Origin of the sequence: Pelomonas sp. Root1217, from assembly GCF_001425705.1 — a bacterium.
In the GTDB taxonomy this organism is placed as follows: Bacteria; Pseudomonadota; Gammaproteobacteria; order Burkholderiales; family Burkholderiaceae_C; genus Pelomonas.
The window spans coordinates 402,586-418,297 of record NZ_LMDC01000023.1 but is presented as its reverse complement, the minus strand read 5'-3'; the positions used below and the strand labels follow the sequence as shown (position 1 = coordinate 418,297).

The window sequence follows — 15,712 nt, the reverse complement described above, 5'->3', positions numbered from 1 at the left end:
TGTCAGCAGCGAGCTGCTGTGCGCGTCAACGCCGCCGAGCGGCGGGCTTGCGGGCCGGCCTGGCATCGCTTTCGGCGGCAACCTGCAGCGGTGCCAGTGCGGCCAGTGCATCGATCTGGGTCAGCAGGCGCTGCAGATAGTCGGGCGACAGGGCCTGCAACTGCTGCAGCGCACGGGAGACCAGCACCTGGCTGTTCAGCGGCCCCAGGTGTTCGGGCACCGGTGCGCTGACCTCGGCCATGCGGCGCGTCAGGCGCAGCGCGCTCCAGGTGCGGCGGTGGGCCTGCACATTGCGTAGCTCGGGACCGGCCTGCAACTGGGCGACAAGTTCGGTCAGTGGGCTTGTGGCGTTTGCAGTCCGACGCACCGGCAGCGCGACCGGCTCAGCCTCGGCGCGCTGCACCAGCCGCGCAACCAGCCGTTCGCGCAGCGCGCCCGGCGCCAGCGCAGACGCCCGCCGCGCCAGCGCGTCCAGCACGCGCCGGCGCACGGGATCGACTTCGGCCCGGGCTTGCACCCAGGCGACGGGGTCGTCCATCACGGGGCCGATGCCGCCGCCCGCCTGGGCCGCGGCGTGGGTGCGATCTCGACGCGGCGGTTCAGCGCGCGGCCCGACGCGTCGTCGTTGGACGCCACCGGCTGCTGCGGCCCGAAGGCGGCGGCAAACACCGCGTCCGGCGGCAGCCCCTCGGCCATCAGCGTGCGCGTCACCGTCAATGCGCGCTGGGCCGACAGCTCCCAGTTGTCGCTGAACTTCGGCGCGCCCTTGCCGGTCAGCATGCCGCGGTCATCGGTGAAGCCGCTGACCATCAGGATCTCGTCGCGCTGGGCAAGATAGGTGCGCAGCGGCACGGCCAGGCTCTTGATCAGCGCGCGGCCGTCGGCGTGCAGCTGGTCGGAGCCGATGGCGAACAGCACCGCGCCGCTGATGCCGATGCGGCCTTCGACCAGCGTGATGCGGCCGTCGGCCAGCGGGCCGGCCAGCGCGCGCTCGAGTGCTTCGCGGCGCGCCTGCTCGGCCTGGCGCTGCTCCACCTCGGCCTTGAGCTGGTTGGCGAGATCCAGCTGGCCCACCAGCGCCGCCGCCAGCACCAGCACGAAGGCGCCCAGCACACCGGCCATCAGGTCGCCGAACGCGGCCCAGGCGGGCGTGCCGACACCTTCCTGCTCGATCTCCAGCGGCTCATCCATTCGCGGCAGCTCCCTGCAGCGCGTCCAGCACCTGCTTCTGCGAGCCGAGGCACAGGTCAATGACCTCGCGCGCCTGGGCCACGTAATAGCTCAGCTGTTCGTCGCTGCGCGTCATCGCGCCGGCCAGGCGCTCTTCCAGCGCGGCCAGGTGCTGCACCAACTGGGCATTGGCGCCCTGGAACTGCTCCACCGCCGCACCAAAGCCTTCGCCCAGGCTGCCCATCTCGGCGGCGCTGGCGGCCAGGGTCGTCGCGGCTTCGGCCAGCTTCTCGCCGGTGGCGTCGGCCTGCGCGGTGAAGTGCTGGCCCAGGGCTTCGAGCTGGGTGGCGGAGCTGGCCACCAAGGCATCGATGGCAGCGCGCTGTTCACCAGCGGCTTGCTGCAGCGAGGCCAGCAGCGTCGAGACCGTCTGCATCAGTTCGGCGCGCTCGGCCAGGGCCGCGCGGTCCTGGGCCTGGCTCTGTGCCAATTGCTCGCGCAACGCGGCAACCACTTCGACGGCTGCGCGTGGGGCTTCGCCGGCGGCCTGCAGCAACGCGCCGGCTTCGCTCAGCGTGGTCTTGGCCTGGGCCTCGGTCTGCGCGACCAGCTCGCGGGTGTGCCGCAGCAGGCCATCGGCCAGTTGCTGCTGCTGGGCCAACTGCGTGGCGCCGGCCGACTGCAGTTCGGTGCGCCATGCGGCCAGGCGCTCGGCATCGTGCGCGGCATGGGCCGATTGCAGCTGCGTGTGTGCCTCGGCCAGCGTGGTGACAGCGGCCTGTGTCTGCGCAGCAAAGCCGGCGGTCAGCTCGGTCAAGGCGCTCTGGGCACGTTCGCCGCTGGCGGCCAGCAGTTGCTGCGCGGCTTCGCGCTGGGCGATCAGCAGCTGTTCGTTGGCGGTGCGTTGCCGGGCCAGGGCCTCGGCGTCGGCGCGGGCCTCGGCGCGGCGTTGGCTGTCCAGCTCGGCCTGCAGCGCCGCGTGGCGGGTCTGCGTGTCGGCGATGCGGTCCAGCAGGTCCCTGGTCTGCGCGGAGAAGCCGGTGGTCAGCGCGGTCAGCGCATTCTGGGCTCGCTCGCCGCTGTCGGCCAGCAGCTGTTGCGCGGCCTCGCGCTGGGCGGCCAGCAACTGCTCGTTGGCGGCGCGCTGCTGTGCGAGCGCCTCGGCGTCGGCCTGGGACTCGGCGCGGCGCTGGGTGTCAAGCTCGGCTTGCAGGACCTGCTGCCGGGCTTGCGCCTCGGCCACGCGGTCCAGCAGCGTCTGCGTCTGTGCGGCAAAGCGCTCGGCGGTGTCGGCGATGGCTTGCTGGGTGGCGGCACGTTGCTCGGCCAGCGCGTCAATCTGGCGGCCCAGCGCGGCGGCGCGGGCAGTGTCGGCTTGCGCCTGTGCGGCCAACAGGTCTTGCGCCTGCGCGGCCCAGCGTTCACCCAGGCGATCCACCGCCTGCTGCGTGGCGGCGCCCGTGTCGGCCAGCAGTTTCAGTGCGGCCTCGCGCTGCTGGGCCAGGCCCTCCGCTTGTGCGTCGGCAGCGGCCTCGCCCTGCTGGGCGATTTGCGCCACGCCGGCTTCGAAGCGACTGCTCAGCGCACCGAGCTGGCCGGCCACCTGCGTGCCCACGCGCTCATGCAGGGCGGCGGCCTCGCGGGCAATGCCGGCCATTGCGGCTTCGGCGGCGGGCTGGATGGCGGCACCGGCCAGGCGGGCGCTCTCGGCCAGGCTGCTGCGCAAGGTGGTGTCCACGCTGGCGGCCAGCGCGGCATAGGCCTGGTGGGTCTCGCCGTGGAAGCGGTCGTTCTGCGCGGCGAGCAGGTCGGCCATCTGTTTCGCATGCAGCTGCAATTGGGCGACGAGTTCAAGCTGGCGCTGCTGCGCCGCTTCAGCCGCGGCAGCTTCGGTGGCCTGCTGCTCCAGTGCGCGGCGGTGCGCGGCGGTCAGCGGGCGCAGCTTGCCGAGCAGGGCGGTGTCGAGCTGGCCCGACACGGCCGCGCGTTCACGCCGTGCCAGCGCCACCATCAGGCCCAGCATGGCCGAGCCCGTCACGCCGGCCACGCTGGCGCTGAAGGCCAGGCCCAGGCCCTGCACCGGCGCGCTCAGTGCGGTGCGCAGTGCGGCGAGATCGGCCGTCTGGCCCAGGGCACTGGCCGTGCTGCTCAATGTGATGACCAGGCCGATGAAGGTGCCCAGCATGCCCAGCAGCACCAGCAGGCCGGCCAGCGCCGGCGCGAGAGCCAGGCCGGGCAGGGCCACGCGCAGGCCTTCCAGGCGCTGCTGCACGCTGGCGCGCAGGGCGGCGGGCAATGTCGCGACCCAACCCTCTTTCGGCTCGGCGTCCAGCGCGGCATCCAGCTCGCGGCTGCTGCGGCGAAAGGCGGTCAGCTCCCAGATGCCGATGGCAAAGAAGGCCGCGATCAGCAGCGTCATTGCCAGCGCCACCGGGTGGTGGCGGGCGGCGGCCAGCGCGGCGCCGGCAATGCCCGCGAGGCCGGCGGCCAGGGCGAGGGAATAGAGGACGTTCAGGAAGCGGTTCATCAGGATTCAGCTTGATGCAGGGCTTCAATGAGCCCCTGCACCGGTTGCAATCTCAGGTCCAGCTCGGCGCGCAGCGCGCGCTGCAGGTCGGCCCAGAAGCGGGTGCGCCAACGGCGCGGGTCGGCGGCGTGATGATCTGTCGCGCGTTTCGTCAGCAGCGCGGGCAGGCCGGCCAACAGCGGGCGCTCCTGCACGACGATGGCACGCTCGAACACCGCATCCAGCTGGGCCAGCCGGGCCAATGCACCCGAGGCTTCGGCCAGCCGGGGGCGCAGGCGCTCGCGCAGTGTGGCCACGCGCGCGGCCATGTTGCGCTGCTGCTGGGCGTGGTGCAGGCGGTAGGGCGCCAGCAGGTCGGCCAGCGGCACGCCGTCTGGCGCGGCTTCGGCGGATTCGCGCGCGAGCAGGGCGTCGTCGAAGGCGGCGGTCAGCTCTTCCTGCAGTCGGGCCAGCGCGGCATCGGCCCAGTCCATGGCCTCTCGGCGGGCGGCGGCGTTGGCGCCGGCAGCAGGCGCCGTGGCCAGCAACTGGGACAGGCCGATGGCCTCCGCCCAACCCAGCCAGCCGCCCAGGCGCTCGGCCACCGGCCCAGCAGCCACCGGTGCGACGCCCCATTGCAGCAGCAGCCGGGCCAGGGGCTCGGGTGCGAGGGGCTGCGGTGGGAGGGCTTGCATGGGGCTGGCGCGCCTGTATGGGCGCGCGAGGAAAAAGGGCGAGAGTTTAGTGAACCCCGATCAAAAGGGCATTTGCGCCCCGGCGACACTCCCGGCCATGCCTGCCGCCAGTTACTCCAACACCACCCTCAACACCGACACCGAACTGCGCAAGCGCTGCACCCGCTGGCTCAATGGCCACCGCCCGCCGCTGTCCATGCGCGAGTCGCTGCTCGCGCTGGCCGAGCTGCCTGAAGCCGAGTTACCGCTGGACGTCTACGGCCAGGGACAGGCCATCCAGTCGCTGGAGGCCGAGGTGGCCGCGCTGCTCGGCAAGCCGGCGGCGCGCTTCATGCACAAGGGCGTGGCCGCCCAGCTTGCGGCGCTGCGCGTGCATTGCGGCGAGGGCGACGGCCCGGTGGCCCTGCACCCGCAAAGCCATATCGCCATCGACGAGGCTGAAGCCTTCGAGAAGCTGATGGGGCTGCGCGGCCTGCGCATCGGCATGACGGACGAGCCCTTCGGCACCGCGCAACTGGCTTCGCTGCCCGGCCAGCCGGCGGTCGTTGTGGTCGAACTGCCGCTGCGCCGGGCCGGCTACCGCCTGCCCGAGTGGGACGAACTCATGGCCATCAGCGCCTGGTGCCGCGCGGCGGGTGTGCCGCTGCATTTCGACGGCGCGCGGCTCTGGGAGGCTTCGGCCCACTACGGCCGGCCGCTGGCCGAGATCGCCGCGCTGGCGGATTCGGTCTACGAGTCCTTCTACAAAGGCCTGGGCGGCCTGGCCGGCTGCGTGCTGGCCGGCAGTGAGGATTTCATCGCCCAGATCGCACCCTGGCAGACCCGCCTGGCGGGCAACCTGTTCACCGTTCATCCGTACGTGCTGAGCGCGCTGCAGGGCCTGCGCACGCAGCTGCCGCGCATGCCCGCCTACCGCGAGCGCGCGCAGGCGCTGGCCGCCTTGCTGGCGGCCGAACCTGGCTGGCGCGTGGCGCCCGAGAAGCCGCAGGTCAATGCCTTCCAGCTGCATCTGCCGGTGCAGCCCGAAGCGTTGCGCGAAGGCCTGCTGGAGGTGGCCCGGCGCGACGGCTTCTGGCTGGGCGCACGGACGGTGGCCTCGCATGTGCTGGCGGGCGGTGCGATGGTGGAGGTCGTCATTGGCGACGCCGCCGACAGCTGGACCGACCATGAGGCCCTGGCCGCGCTGCGGCGAGCGGTGCTCAGCGCTCAGGCGGGCCGTTGACGAAGGCCGTCACGTCTTCCAGCACCGGTGCCAGCCAGCGCAGCGGCGCACCGAAGGCGGCAATCAGCGTCGTGTGGCCGACGCGGTCGTAGAACTTCACCGTCACCGGCACGCCGAAGGTTTTCAGCCGCGTCGCCAGGCCCTGAGTGCTGCGTTGCGGGTTGACCAGTGAGTCGTCTTTTGCCGCGCCCAGGAAGCTGCGCGGCGCGGCCTTGCTGGCGTGTTCCAGCGGCTGGGTGCCGGGCGGGTAGTCGGGGTGGAAGAACACCGGCTTCGCGTCGGGGTTCTCGATGGGCAGGAAGTCGTAGGGCCCGGCCAGGCCGATGAAGCCGGCCAGCTCGCGCGGCGTGTGGCCGGTGGGCTTCAACCAGCGCGGGTCCAGCGCCAGCATGGCGGCGTTGTAGGCGCCGGCGCTGTGGCCCATGACGAAGACCCGCCGCGGGTTGCCGCCCAGGCCGGCGGCATTGGCCATTCCCCATGCAAGCGCCGCAGCGCTGTCACGCAGGAAATCGGGGTAGCGCACCTCCGGGTAGAGGCGGTAGTCGGCCACCAGCGTCAGGATGCCGCGCGAGGCCAGCGCCTCGCCGACGAAGGCGTAGTCGCCGCGCTTGCCGCGGTTCCAGGAGCCGCCGTAGAAGAACACCACCACCGGCCAGCCCTCACGCGGCGCCGCGCGGGCCGGCTGGTACACGTCCAGCTGCTGGCGCGGCCCCGGCCCGTAGGCCAGGCCGACTGTGCGCGTGTGCGTGTGGACGGGCGCGAGCACGTTCAGCGCCTTCACCGGCGCGTAGACCACGAGCACGCCCGCCAGCAGCAGGGCGCCGAGGAGGAAGAGAGTGGCTTTCAACATGAGCACGCCAAGCCTACGCGGTGGGCGCGAGCTTGGATGTTGCAAGCGCACCAATGGACGCACCAATGGAAACGGCCGCCAGGCATGCCATGGCGGCCGATTCGGGGTTTGAGCGGGGCTTGAGCCGCAAGGGCTCAACGGCGCTGCTGGCTGCCACCACCGGACGGCGGCGGGCCGCGACGTTCCAGGTGGCGGAAGGTGATGCGGCCCTTGCTCAGGTCATAGGGCGACATCTCCAGCGACACGTTGTCGCCGGCCAGGATGCGGATGTGATGCTTGCGCATCTTGCCGCCCGTGTAGGCGATGACCTTGTGGCCATTCGACAGCGTCACGCGGAAGCGCGAGTCGGGCAGGATTTCATCCACGACGCCTTGCATTTCGATCAGTTCTTCTTTGGCCAAGTGTGGGGCTCCGTTGCGAAAGTTAGACGGGAGGCCGAGCACGTGGCCGTGCCGGCGTCTGATGCGGCCGGTGACCGCGGGGCGCTCCTCAGTGGCAGCGCGCCCAGGCAAGGCCTTCGGCCCGGGCGTAGCGCAATGCTGCCTGTGGGCTGATGAACTGCGGCGTGAAACGCATGACACGATCCACGCTGGCCATGCCGCGACCGGAGCGGATCGACACCAATGCGTCGAAACCGCCGCCCGCGCGGGCCTGGGTCATGGGTGAAACCATAAAGCGTCCCACCTCGATATTGTTATTGTTCATATTGTTCTTCTTTTTGTGGGCTCCCGCGCCGGTCTTTGCCGGCGGCGGTTGGGCGCCCAAGGCGCCCTTGCACAAATTACAGCGTGCGGATGTTCGAGGCTTGCGGGCCCTTGGCACCTTGGGTCGATTCAAACGACACCTTGGCACCTTCGGCCAGCGAGCGGAAGCCGCCGCTGTTCTTGATTTCGCTGTGGTGAGCGAACAGGTCCTTGCCGCCGTTGTCAGGCGTGATGAAGCCGAAGCCCTTGCCGTCGTCGAACCATTTCACGGTGCCGGTTTCTGTAGTCATGGTGTTCCTTTTTTGGAATGTATAGATGGAAAAAATACTCCGTCGGCGTCATGCCGTGCGGAGACAGAAACACTCAAGAACACTCACCGGGGAGTTGCTGAAGCGAGCCGCTCGCAAGAAGGGCCAGGGGGTGGCCAGCGGGGCTGCAGATAAGACCTTGAGGAAACGGTCTTGTGCGAATCTATGCGGCGAATGTACCACGCCGCCCCAAAGCCCTTGTAGCACACCGACGCAGCAACCTGCGTGCGGCGTCGTTAGGTCACGGTTGCCGCCTGAATGTGCGCACCGCGCCGCGGCTGGTGCCCGCCGCACGTGCCGAAATCGAAAGCCTGCGCGACCCCGCCGTGCAGAGCTGGACCGAGCTGCACCGCCGGCTCGGCGCTCGCACCGCAGCCCTGCAGCGCGTGGCCCGCGAGACCTACCGCCAATGGCGGCGCCAGCCTCTGCTGCGGCTAGGGTTCGGGCTGGGCCCTTAAGCCGCTTGTGGGTTGAGCTTGAAGGAGCGCACCAGTTCGGCCAGCCGCGCGGCCTGCAGTCGCAGGCTTTCGGCGGCCGCCGCGCTCTCCTCGACCAGGGCCGCGTTCTGCTGCGTCACGTGGTCGAGCTGCCCCACGGCAGTGCCGACCTGGGCGATGCCAGAGGACTGCTCTGCAGTGGCGTTGGAGATCTCGCCGATGAGCAGACCCACGCGCTGAATCTGAGCCACGATCTCGGTCATGGACTGTCCCGCCGCGCCAACCTGGCGGGTGCCGGCCTCCACCTTGTCGGCGCTATCGCCGATCAGGGTCTTGATCTCCTTGGCGGCGATGGCCGAACGCTGGGCCAGCAGCCGCACCTCGCCGGCTACCACCGCAAAGCCGCGCCCGCCCTCGCCAGCGCGGGCCGCCTCGACCGCCGCATTCAGCGCCAGGATATTGGTCTGGAAGGCGATGCCGTCGATCACGCCGATGATGTCGGTGATCCGCTTGGAGGACTCAGCGATGCCCTGCATCGTCGCAACCACATGGCCCACGACGTCGCCGCCCCGAGCGGCCGAGTCCGCGGCCTCGCGGGCCAGCTGATGGGCCTGGCGGGCAGACTCCGCGTTGTGCTGCACTGTGCTGCTTAGCTGCTCCATCGAGGACGCGGCCTGCTGCAGGCTGGCCGCCTGCTCTTCGGTGCGCTGGCTCAGGTCGGCGCTGCCGCTCGCGATCTGGCCCGAGCCGGTGGCGATGCTCTCGCTGCTTTCGCGCACCTCACCGACGATGGTCGACAGGCTGTCGTTCATCTGCCCCAGCGCCTGCAGCAGCTGCGCGGTCTCGTCACGGCCCTGGGCGTCGACCCGGGACGTCAGATCGCCCGAGGCCACCGTCCTGGCCACCACCACGGCTTCCTGCACCGGCTTGGCGATGGAGCGGGCGATCAGCAGCGCCGCGCCGATGCCGATGGCCACCGCGATGCTGCACGCGATGGCGATCGCCAACAGCGCGTGGCGGTAGGTCACCGCGCCCTCGTCGGCCAGCTGCTTGGCCAGTTTGACGTTGAACTCCCACTCCTTGTCGATGGCCGCTGCCGCCGCCTTGTGCAGGGCCTCGCCCTTGCCGACGAAGAGCTGCCGGGCCTCCTCGGTCTTGGCCGGATTGCCCGCCGTCTGCCGCGAGATGGCCTTGAGATCGGCCCAGCCGACGACATAGGCGTTCGTCGTCGCGATGACGTCCTGCCAGAGGCGCTTGTCCTCGTCGTTGGAGAGCAGCTTCTCGTAGCCGGCCACCGCGCGGGTCAGTTCCTCGGTGGCCTTCTGGATGGCGGCCTCCAGGGCGGCCATCTCGCTGTCCGAGCTGGTCAGGATGTGCTGGGCCTGCAGCATGCGGATGCGGTCGCTGCGCGACTCCCAGACCCGTACCGACTCCAGCGATGGCGTCGTGTTGACGGTGTAGTAGTCCAGCGCGTCGTAGATGACGCCCGTCTGCTTGGCGGCCAACCCGCCCATGGCGATCAGCAGAACCAGCAAGAGGCCGAAGCCCACTGCCAGGCGGGGCCCGATGCGGAGTTGGCTCAAGAAGCGCATGGCATTCCTTTCGCGGCGTCGCCGCTGATTCACCTGGCCACCGAGCTGGCGGCACACACTCCCGCCATTGCTGGCAGTCGGCCATTCGGCATGGATCGACCCCGGTCGGGTTGAGGCGAGTATTACGGCAATGCCGCGCCTAGGAAAGGGCCTGCCCGAGCCGGTGCCATCGTATCGACGACGCGGTCGCGTGTCCGCCAAGCAAAGACTCCAAGAACTGGCTTTGGCAGTTCCGCGAGGCTGCGACGGCATTGGGCGAGGTCAAGCGTGGCTCGGTCACTGGCGCGCTGGACGACGTCGCCGAGATCGACAAGCAGCGAGAGGGCCTTCCAGAAGAAGTGGACGGATCGGCTGAGGGACATCAGCGCCCGCATCAGCTAGGCAGCGAGGCCGTCAGCCGTAGGCGTACCAGAGCGCCGCGAAGAAGTGGCAGGCGCTGCCGCCCAGCACGAACAGGTGCCAGACGAAGTGCGAGTAGCGCACCCGGTTATCCAGCAGGAAGACGAACGCCCCCAGCGTGTAGCTCAGGCCGCCGGCGATCAGCAGCGTGAGGCCTGCGGCCGGCAGGCTGTTCACCAGCGGCCCGGCCGCGAACACCACCACCCAGCCCATGGCCAGGTACAGGCCCGTGGACACGAAGCGGTGCTTGAGCCGGTTCAGCAGCTTGATCGCCACGCCGAACGCGGCGGCCGCCCAGACGGCGATCAGCAGCGTCACGCCCGGCCCGGTGTGCAGCACGCCCAGCGTGAAGGGCGTGTAGCTGCCGGCAATGAAGACGTAGATGGCCGCGTGGTCCAGCCGCAGCAGCACCGCCTTGGCGCGGCCCTGCCACAGGCTGTTCGGCAGTGCGTGATACAGCGTCGAGATGCCGTACAGCAGGATCATCGTGGCCGCGAAGATTGCCGCGGCCACCACGTCGGCGGTGCCGCCATGGTTCATCGCGCGGATTACCAGAATGGGCAGGGCCGCGATGGCCAGCACCACGCCCAGGCCGTGGCTGATGGCGTTGGCGATCTCTTCACCGAGGGTCTGGTCGCGGTCGGGGGTGGGGGCGGTGTGCAACATGGGGGTCGTCTCGTACGGCTGAGAGATGGGCCAAGCATGCCAGCGTGGCGTGACGATTCCGACCCAAGGTTTGAGGGGATGTAAAAAAGCACGACCGCGCTTGACCGGCATCAAGCGCAGCGCGGTCGCTGCGGCGCAAGCTGGCGCCAACCCGTTGGAGTTGCCGCATGAAGCCATTCACCCCCGCCCTCGCCCTGGTGCTCGCCCTGGCGGGCTGCGCCGCTCCCGTGCCGCCGGGCCATGGCGCCCACACCGCTGCGGCCGACGGCGCACGCAAAGAAGACGGCAAGGGTGGCGGCAAGGGCGGCGGCATGATGGACGAGATGTGCAAGCGCCACGCCGCAGAACCCGGCCGCGCCGCCAGCGCGCCTGGCGGCATGATGGACAAGCACTGCCAGGCCCGGGCCGAGGTGCCCGCCGGCGCGGCTTCGCACGCGCACTGAAAGCCGCTCGGCGGCACTCCTGGCCACACTCAACGAGCGTTGCGACGGGGTCCTGCCCTCCAGCAGCGCGCTGGCGGTGCCCAGCCTGTGCTGGAACATGGTGGGCCGCCGCTCAGCACAAGTGCGGGCGCGGGCGCGGGCGGCTGAAGCTTCAGGTCTGCGGCGAGCTGGAGCTCAGGCAGCTTTGAGCTTGGCGCCGGTGCCGCGCCAGACGTTGGCGGCAAAGGCCAGCACCGCCACCCCGACCACCGCCGAGCCCAGCCCCACCAGCGGCGCGGCCGCCGCCACGCCGCGCATCAGCGCCGCCAGCGCCGACAGCATCACCGGCAGCGCCAGCTGGTGCAGCCAGAACTGCAGCGCCACCAGCCGCGGGCTCAGCGTGTCGGCCAACTGCTGCACCACCAGGCCGAAGCCCAGCATGCTCGCCCAGCCCAGCAGGTTGACGTGGGCATGCACCGAGCGCAGCCCGAAGTCGTGCGTCGCGCCCATGTAGTTGCCCAGTGCCACACCCACCACGAGGTAGAGCGCAGCCATGCGAAGCCACCAGGCGCCATAGCGTTTGTTGTTGTTCATCATGGGCCTCCGTCAGGCCGCCAGGCCAGGTGCAACCGGCAGGCCCAGGCCGCGCGCCAGCGCAGCCCAGTCGTCGTCGTTGAGGCGCTCGCGCGCCATGGCCAGCACCGCGCCAAACACCGGCGCCGGCGCGTTGGCACGCATGCCGGCCAACATTCCCAAGCGCTCCGCCGGCGCCAGGGCCGGCAGCATCCAGCGCAGCGACGCCATCGTCTCGGCGGGCGACAGCGCGGCCAGGATCTGGCCGTGGATGGCCATGATGCCGGCATCGTCCAGATGCGCCCACAGCACCGCGTTGTGTTCGGTCTCCTCCAGGTGCATGTGCGCCAGGTTGTCGACCGCGAACAGGCTCACCGCGTGGTACAGCGCCCGGCAGGCGGCCGCGCGATCCTGCGCCGGCCAATCGGCCAGCGCGCGGGCATGGCCGCGCAGCGCCTCGATGTCGCGCTCATGCTCTACATGCTCGGTCGCGATGCGCTGGCTGGTGCCCGGCTGCGCGCGCTCCAGCGCGGGATGCACGAAGGCGTTCTCGTGCTTCAGATGCGACGCGCAGAAATCCGCCGCCGCCTCGACCTTGCTGGCCAGCTGCTGCAGCGACGCCGGGTCGCCCGGGTCGACGCGCCCGGCGCTGGTGACCAGGTCCGCCAGCATCAGCCGAAAGCCCTTGTGAATGCTGGCGTAGATGTCAAAACGCGGCGCCGTGGCCGTGCCGCGGACGGCGAGGATTTCTTGCGGTGAGGTGTGCATCTCGGATTCCCTGGGTGGTGTGTCGAATGGCTCGCTGCCCCTGGCATCGAACCGTGCAGCCACTGTAGGAATCGGGGCGGCGGCGCGCCGCTAAATGCTTGCTAGCCGAACCTTAAGAGATTGCTAAGTGCACGTGGGAATTGGTATTTTTGACATCACGAGCCGTGCCGGAGGACATGCCGGCACGGCGTTCCGGCGGCCCGCCTACTTCAGCGTCAGCTCCTGCAGCTCCATACTGCCCGCCAGCTTGCGCATCACCTTGCGCTCGCCGGAGGCGGCATCCATCTTGTGCTGGTCCTGGGCCATGAAGGTCTCGTACTTCTTCTGCAGGTCCAGCTGCTGTGCCGTCGTCAGGTAGTCCTTCGACTCGACGGCCAGGATCAGGTCGGGCTCGCCCTCGCGCGGGTTGTTCACGGCGAACACATGGTAGGAGACGACATTGCCCTCCTTCTTGCCGAACTCGTTGGACTTCTTCCATGTCTTGGCCAGGAAGTCCATGTAGTTCTCGAACTGCCCCGGCTCGACCTTGACGTGGGAGAAGTTCCATACCGTGCTCGGCTTGTAGCTGGAGTCCTGGGCGAAGGCCGCAGCGCCAGCCATCGTCAAACCCGCTGTGAGCAGCCCCGTCAGCATGTGCTTCGCGTAGTTCATTTTGTAGATCTCCTCACCTGTGACGCCGGTGAATGCGTTCGCGCGGTGGTGCGCCGGCGCACTGTGCGCTCCTGGCGACGTTTGCAGTGAGGCGGGGCGGCGTCAGAGCGGCGAAGCGTCCTTCATCTTCAGGATGCTCGGGGGGGGCAGGGCACCGTGCCCGCGGCCGTCGGTTCAGCCCTCTGCCCCCATGGCGCGCCCTTATGCTCCGCGGCGCCGTACAGCCCACGCCGCAGCCTCACTGCGGCCAATCCCTGCTGACGGCAAGGGAGCCATGAACATCAAAGACCTCGTCATTGGCGGCGCTGCAGGGGCGACCCTGGCCGTCATCGCAACCCTCCACTTCAGCAATGCCGCGGTGGCGCCGGCGCCCGTGCCGGGCGCGCAGCTGGCGGCTCCGGCTGCGTCCGCCGCGGTCGCGCAGGCCGCATCTGCCACCGTGGCCACCAGCGGCGCGGCGTCGCCCCGGCCGGGTGGCGCTTCAGCGGTGCCACCGGTGGCGGCAGCCAGCGCCCCGGCCGTGGCTTGCGTGCCCGCCGTGGCCGCCGTCGATCCGCGCAAGGCCGCCTCGGCGGCGGCGCCTGCCATCGCGCGGGTGGACGTGCCCGCCGTCTCGTTGTCGGAGGAGCATGCCAAGCTGCTGCTCAACGAAAGCGAACGGCCGCCCTCCATGCCCGAGCTGCATGCCCGCTTTGCCGGCGAGCCGCTGGACCCGGCCTGGTCCCAGCAGATGGAGGCGCAGCTGCGCCAGACCTTGCAGGAAGCCGGCGTGAACAAGGGCTTTGAACTGCTCGCCGTGGAATGCCGCCGCACGCTGTGCGAGCTGCGCTTGTTCGGCACCGGGGCGGACGCCGGCCAGCGCTGGGGCGGCACGATAGGCCAGCTCGCCCAACAGCCCTGGTGGGGGCCGAATTTCTCGGGCATGAGTACGTCGACAACGGGAAATGACCGGCCCGTGATTGCCACCATCCTGCGTCGCGCCAAGCGCTGAGTGGTGCGGCGCCTGTGGCCGCAGTGTTAGCGGGCTCTAGGCGTCGGCCACCAGCACGAAGGCAGGGCCCAGAGGTAGTCTGAAGTGCTCAAGTCGCGTCACCCGCCAGCCCAGGGCTTCGAGCTTCTGCTTGTCGCATTGCTGACGACGTGAGCGCTGGAGCCTCAGGTGGTGAAGGCGTAGGTGCACAGGGCTACAAACCACGCCGCCACCGGAGCCAACCACACGAAGAACAGCGCGACGGTGGCGCGCTCCGGCCAAAGGCGCGCCACGCCAAGGCGCCTGCCCAGCACCGCCAAGGCGGCGCCGCCGTTGAGCAGGGGCAGCGGCAACAAGTTCAAGGCCGCCACCTTGGCGGCCACAACGCCCAGCACCACCGCGAACGGGGACGCCTTCGCCGCCAGCGCTGCCTGGTGCAGCAGCACCTGGGCGTCACCCAAAGGCGAGATGGCGCCGCCGAACAACTGAGCGGGTAGCTCGACGAACGCGTCGACGGCCCCCGCCCCCAGCAGCGCGATGGCCAGTGCCAGCAACACGGCACAGCCGGACAGCACGGTCGCCAGCTGCGCCAGCGTCGGCTGGCGGTCGAGAGCCCGGTGCGCGGCGTCTTCCGGCACCGCGCCATCTGACGAGTGAAGAAACTGGACCGCGCCGCCGATGGGCAGGGCGCGCACAAGAAAGCGCGACGAGCGCCACACCGTGGGCCCGAAGCCGAACGCCACCGACTGCAGCTGCGCCCCGAGCGCGCTACCGACGACGGCCATCGTCGCGACGTGGAGGACCGCCACCAGGGGGATGGCAAGCAGGAGGTTGAGCACGTGGAAGCTTGAGGTTAGCCAGCTGCCGATTCTGTGCGACCGGCGATGGTCGCTGCCGACCGCGCGGTTCGCCGCGACGTTGGGCTCTCAGGCTTCGGCCACCAACACGAAGGCCGGGGCCCAGAAGTAGTCGCTGATGTGCGCCAGGCGCGTCACGCGCCAGCCCAGGCTTTCGAGCTTCTCGCGCCAGACCGGCATAGGGTGCTCCCAGTTCGTCGCGGCCGTCTGCGCGTCGAGCTGGCCAAGGAACATCGGGATCAGGAAGCCCTGCGCCACGAGGTCGCGCGTGGCGCCCTCGTATTCGCCCAGGGCGCGCTCGTAGCGCTGCGCGAGCGAGGCGATGTAGTCGTCTGAGCCGCGCTCCAGGTCGGGAATGTCGAACTCCACGATCACCAGCCGCTTCACGTGCGCGCGCAGCCGCGCCAGGCCGGCCCAGCGTTCGGGCTCGGGAATGGCTTGCAGCGCGAAGGTGGCTTGGGCGAGGTCCCAGTGATCGTCGGGCTGGAGCTTGGCGGCAAAGGCGCCCAGGCCCTCGTTCAGCGCCTGCAAGGGCAGCGTGGGCTGCTCGGCCTGGGCACGCGCCACGGCGCTGGCCAGCAGCGCGCTCGCGGGCTCCACCAGCGTCAGGCGCTCCAGCGTGTGCGGGTGGGCGGTGGCGGCCAGCGCCGGAAAGAGGGCATGGCCGTCGCCGCAGCCGATGTCCAGCAGCGAGCGGGTGCTGGACGTGTAGTGGCTCGCCAGCTCCGCGCTGACGCGCTCATACAGCGGCACATTGCCGCCGCCGCGGATGAAGGCTTCGAAGGCGGCGGGGGAGGTGTAGATCTGAGTGCCCTCTGACTGGGTCCGGTGGAGCGCATCGGTCAGAAGCGGGAAGGCGGCGGCTTTTTTTAGCGCGGGGCTCATTTCAATTGCCATGCTGAACTTTGGATTTGAGCCCCAA

Annotated in this window: 19 protein-coding genes; 4 read left to right on the top strand and 15 right to left on the bottom strand. The window is 70.0% G+C overall.

Annotated elements, in window-relative coordinates:
* Nucleotides 1-25 precede the first annotated feature (25 nt).
* Genes ASC95_RS16200 through ASC95_RS16185 form a run of 4 tightly spaced genes read right to left on the bottom strand, consistent with a single transcriptional unit; the run spans nucleotide 26 to nucleotide 4,371 of the window.
* Nucleotides 26-538, bottom strand: a complete 513-nt coding sequence (locus ASC95_RS16200; RefSeq protein ID WP_057298741.1) for a DUF2894 domain-containing protein — start codon at nucleotides 536-538, stop codon at nucleotides 26-28.
* Complete coding sequence (locus tag ASC95_RS16195; protein WP_057298740.1) at nucleotides 538-1,191, bottom strand: OmpA family protein; 654 nt, start codon at nucleotides 1,189-1,191, stop codon at nucleotides 538-540. Before ASC95_RS16195 ends, ASC95_RS16200 begins: the two co-directional genes overlap by 1 nt.
* Complete coding sequence (locus tag ASC95_RS16190; RefSeq protein ID WP_057298739.1) at nucleotides 1,184-3,697, bottom strand: hypothetical protein; 2,514 nt, start codon at nucleotides 3,695-3,697, stop codon at nucleotides 1,184-1,186. Before ASC95_RS16190 ends, ASC95_RS16195 begins: the two co-directional genes overlap by 8 nt.
* Nucleotides 3,697-4,371, bottom strand: coding sequence for a DUF3348 family protein (locus ASC95_RS16185; RefSeq protein WP_057298738.1), 675 nt, complete (start codon nucleotides 4,369-4,371; stop codon nucleotides 3,697-3,699). The genes ASC95_RS16190 and ASC95_RS16185 overlap by 1 nt, the downstream gene beginning before the upstream one ends.
* Nucleotides 4,372-4,468: 97 nt before the next feature.
* Between ASC95_RS16185 and ASC95_RS16180 the strand changes: the two genes are divergently transcribed.
* Nucleotides 4,469-5,593 (top strand): low specificity L-threonine aldolase, encoded by a 1,125-nt coding sequence (locus tag ASC95_RS16180; protein ID WP_082567840.1) that lies wholly within the window; start codon nucleotides 4,469-4,471, stop codon nucleotides 5,591-5,593.
* Here the strand turns inward: ASC95_RS16180 and ASC95_RS16175 are convergent.
* The 4 genes from ASC95_RS16175 to ASC95_RS16165 all read right to left on the bottom strand — a co-directional run bounded on the left by ASC95_RS16175 (nucleotide 5,571) and on the right by ASC95_RS16165 (nucleotide 7,437).
* Nucleotides 5,571-6,443, bottom strand: coding sequence for an alpha/beta hydrolase (locus ASC95_RS16175; RefSeq protein WP_057298737.1), 873 nt, complete (start codon nucleotides 6,441-6,443; stop codon nucleotides 5,571-5,573). The genes ASC95_RS16180 and ASC95_RS16175 overlap by 23 nt on opposite strands.
* Before the next feature lie 134 nt (nucleotides 6,444-6,577).
* A complete protein-coding gene (gene infA, locus ASC95_RS16170; RefSeq protein ID WP_056200396.1) occupies nucleotides 6,578-6,844 on the bottom strand; it encodes a translation initiation factor IF-1 in 267 nt (88 codons plus the stop codon).
* Nucleotides 6,845-6,932: 88 nt separating this feature from the next.
* Nucleotides 6,933-7,208 (bottom strand): hypothetical protein, encoded by a 276-nt coding sequence (locus ASC95_RS30755; protein ID WP_157256348.1) that lies wholly within the window; start codon nucleotides 7,206-7,208, stop codon nucleotides 6,933-6,935.
* Nucleotides 7,209-7,224: 16 nt separating this feature from the next.
* Nucleotides 7,225-7,437, bottom strand: a complete 213-nt coding sequence (locus ASC95_RS16165; protein ID WP_057298736.1) for a cold-shock protein — start codon at nucleotides 7,435-7,437, stop codon at nucleotides 7,225-7,227.
* A gap of 278 nt (nucleotides 7,438-7,715) precedes the next feature.
* Between ASC95_RS16165 and ASC95_RS30750 the strand changes: the two genes are divergently transcribed.
* Nucleotides 7,716-7,913, top strand: coding sequence for a hypothetical protein (locus ASC95_RS30750; protein WP_162250788.1), 198 nt, complete (start codon nucleotides 7,716-7,718; stop codon nucleotides 7,911-7,913).
* Here ASC95_RS30750 and ASC95_RS32380 read toward each other — a convergent pair.
* Together ASC95_RS32380 and ASC95_RS16155 are read right to left on the bottom strand one after the other, a co-directional pair.
* Nucleotides 7,910-9,475 (bottom strand): methyl-accepting chemotaxis protein, encoded by a 1,566-nt coding sequence (locus ASC95_RS32380; RefSeq protein ID WP_304440604.1) that lies wholly within the window; start codon nucleotides 9,473-9,475, stop codon nucleotides 7,910-7,912. The genes ASC95_RS30750 and ASC95_RS32380 overlap by 4 nt on opposite strands.
* Nucleotides 9,476-9,877: 402 nt before the next feature.
* On the bottom strand, nucleotides 9,878-10,549 hold the full coding sequence (locus ASC95_RS16155; RefSeq protein WP_057298734.1) for a hemolysin III family protein: 672 nt from the start codon (nucleotides 10,547-10,549) through the stop codon (nucleotides 9,878-9,880).
* A gap of 167 nt (nucleotides 10,550-10,716) precedes the next feature.
* Between ASC95_RS16155 and ASC95_RS16150 the strand changes: the two genes are divergently transcribed.
* Nucleotides 10,717-10,992, top strand: coding sequence for a hypothetical protein (locus tag ASC95_RS16150; protein WP_057298733.1), 276 nt, complete (start codon nucleotides 10,717-10,719; stop codon nucleotides 10,990-10,992).
* Between the two features lie 174 nt (nucleotides 10,993-11,166).
* On the opposite strand, the gene ASC95_RS16145 is transcribed toward ASC95_RS16150, so the two are convergent.
* The 3 genes from ASC95_RS16145 to ASC95_RS16135 all read right to left on the bottom strand — a co-directional run bounded on the left by ASC95_RS16145 (nucleotide 11,167) and on the right by ASC95_RS16135 (nucleotide 12,963).
* On the bottom strand, nucleotides 11,167-11,565 hold the full coding sequence (locus ASC95_RS16145) for a hypothetical protein (protein ID WP_157256346.1): 399 nt from the start codon (nucleotides 11,563-11,565) through the stop codon (nucleotides 11,167-11,169).
* 12 nt (nucleotides 11,566-11,577) lie between these two features.
* Nucleotides 11,578-12,312, bottom strand: a complete 735-nt coding sequence (locus ASC95_RS16140; RefSeq protein ID WP_057298731.1) for a hemerythrin domain-containing protein — start codon at nucleotides 12,310-12,312, stop codon at nucleotides 11,578-11,580.
* A 204-nt stretch (nucleotides 12,313-12,516) separates the two neighbouring features.
* A complete protein-coding gene (locus ASC95_RS16135; protein WP_200960153.1) occupies nucleotides 12,517-12,963 on the bottom strand; it encodes a hypothetical protein in 447 nt (148 codons plus the stop codon).
* A gap of 274 nt (nucleotides 12,964-13,237) precedes the next feature.
* Between ASC95_RS16135 and ASC95_RS16130 the strand changes: the two genes are divergently transcribed.
* On the top strand, nucleotides 13,238-13,954 hold the full coding sequence (locus ASC95_RS16130; protein ID WP_057298730.1) for a hypothetical protein: 717 nt from the start codon (nucleotides 13,238-13,240) through the stop codon (nucleotides 13,952-13,954).
* Between the two features lie 164 nt (nucleotides 13,955-14,118).
* Here the strand turns inward: ASC95_RS16130 and ASC95_RS16125 are convergent, their stop codons facing one another.
* The gene (locus tag ASC95_RS16125; protein WP_057298729.1) at nucleotides 14,119-14,772 is read right to left on the bottom strand and encodes a site-2 protease family protein; all 654 of its coding nucleotides are present in this window, start codon (nucleotides 14,770-14,772) and stop codon (nucleotides 14,119-14,121) included.
* Nucleotides 14,773-14,859: 87 nt separating this feature from the next.
* Nucleotides 14,860-15,687, bottom strand: a complete 828-nt coding sequence (locus ASC95_RS16120; protein WP_157256345.1) for a class I SAM-dependent methyltransferase — start codon at nucleotides 15,685-15,687, stop codon at nucleotides 14,860-14,862.
* Nucleotides 15,688-15,712: the final 25 nt, after the last annotated feature.

Excerpts from the sequence above, each read along its gene's own strand:
- ASC95_RS16195 (WP_057298740.1), bottom strand. The coding sequence starts at position 1,191 with ATGGATGAGCCGCTGGAGATCGAGCAGGAAGGTGTCGGCACGCCCGCC.
- ASC95_RS16130 (WP_057298730.1), top strand. The coding sequence starts at position 13,238 with ATGAACATCAAAGACCTCGTCATTGGCGGCGCTGCAGGGGCGACCCTG.
- ASC95_RS16135 (WP_200960153.1), bottom strand. The coding sequence starts at position 12,963 with ATGAACTACGCGAAGCACATGCTGACGGGGCTGCTCACAGCGGGTTTG.
- ASC95_RS16155 (WP_057298734.1), bottom strand. The coding sequence starts at position 10,549 with ATGTTGCACACCGCCCCCACCCCCGACCGCGACCAGACCCTCGGTGAA.
- ASC95_RS16145 (WP_157256346.1), bottom strand. The coding sequence starts at position 11,565 with ATGAACAACAACAAACGCTATGGCGCCTGGTGGCTTCGCATGGCTGCG.
- ASC95_RS16150 (WP_057298733.1), top strand. The coding sequence starts at position 10,717 with ATGAAGCCATTCACCCCCGCCCTCGCCCTGGTGCTCGCCCTGGCGGGC.
- ASC95_RS16200 (WP_057298741.1), bottom strand. The coding sequence starts at position 538 with ATGGACGACCCCGTCGCCTGGGTGCAAGCCCGGGCCGAAGTCGATCCC.
- ASC95_RS16185 (WP_057298738.1), bottom strand. The coding sequence starts at position 4,371 with ATGCAAGCCCTCCCACCGCAGCCCCTCGCACCCGAGCCCCTGGCCCGG.
- ASC95_RS16180 (WP_082567840.1), top strand. The coding sequence starts at position 4,469 with ATGCCTGCCGCCAGTTACTCCAACACCACCCTCAACACCGACACCGAA.
- ASC95_RS16165 (WP_057298736.1), bottom strand. The coding sequence starts at position 7,437 with ATGACTACAGAAACCGGCACCGTGAAATGGTTCGACGACGGCAAGGGC.
- ASC95_RS16120 (WP_157256345.1), bottom strand. The coding sequence starts at position 15,687 with ATGGCAATTGAAATGAGCCCCGCGCTAAAAAAAGCCGCCGCCTTCCCG.
- ASC95_RS16175 (WP_057298737.1), bottom strand. The coding sequence starts at position 6,443 with ATGTTGAAAGCCACTCTCTTCCTCCTCGGCGCCCTGCTGCTGGCGGGC.
- ASC95_RS16140 (WP_057298731.1), bottom strand. The coding sequence starts at position 12,312 with ATGCACACCTCACCGCAAGAAATCCTCGCCGTCCGCGGCACGGCCACG.
- ASC95_RS16190 (WP_057298739.1), bottom strand. The coding sequence starts at position 3,697 with ATGAACCGCTTCCTGAACGTCCTCTATTCCCTCGCCCTGGCCGCCGGC.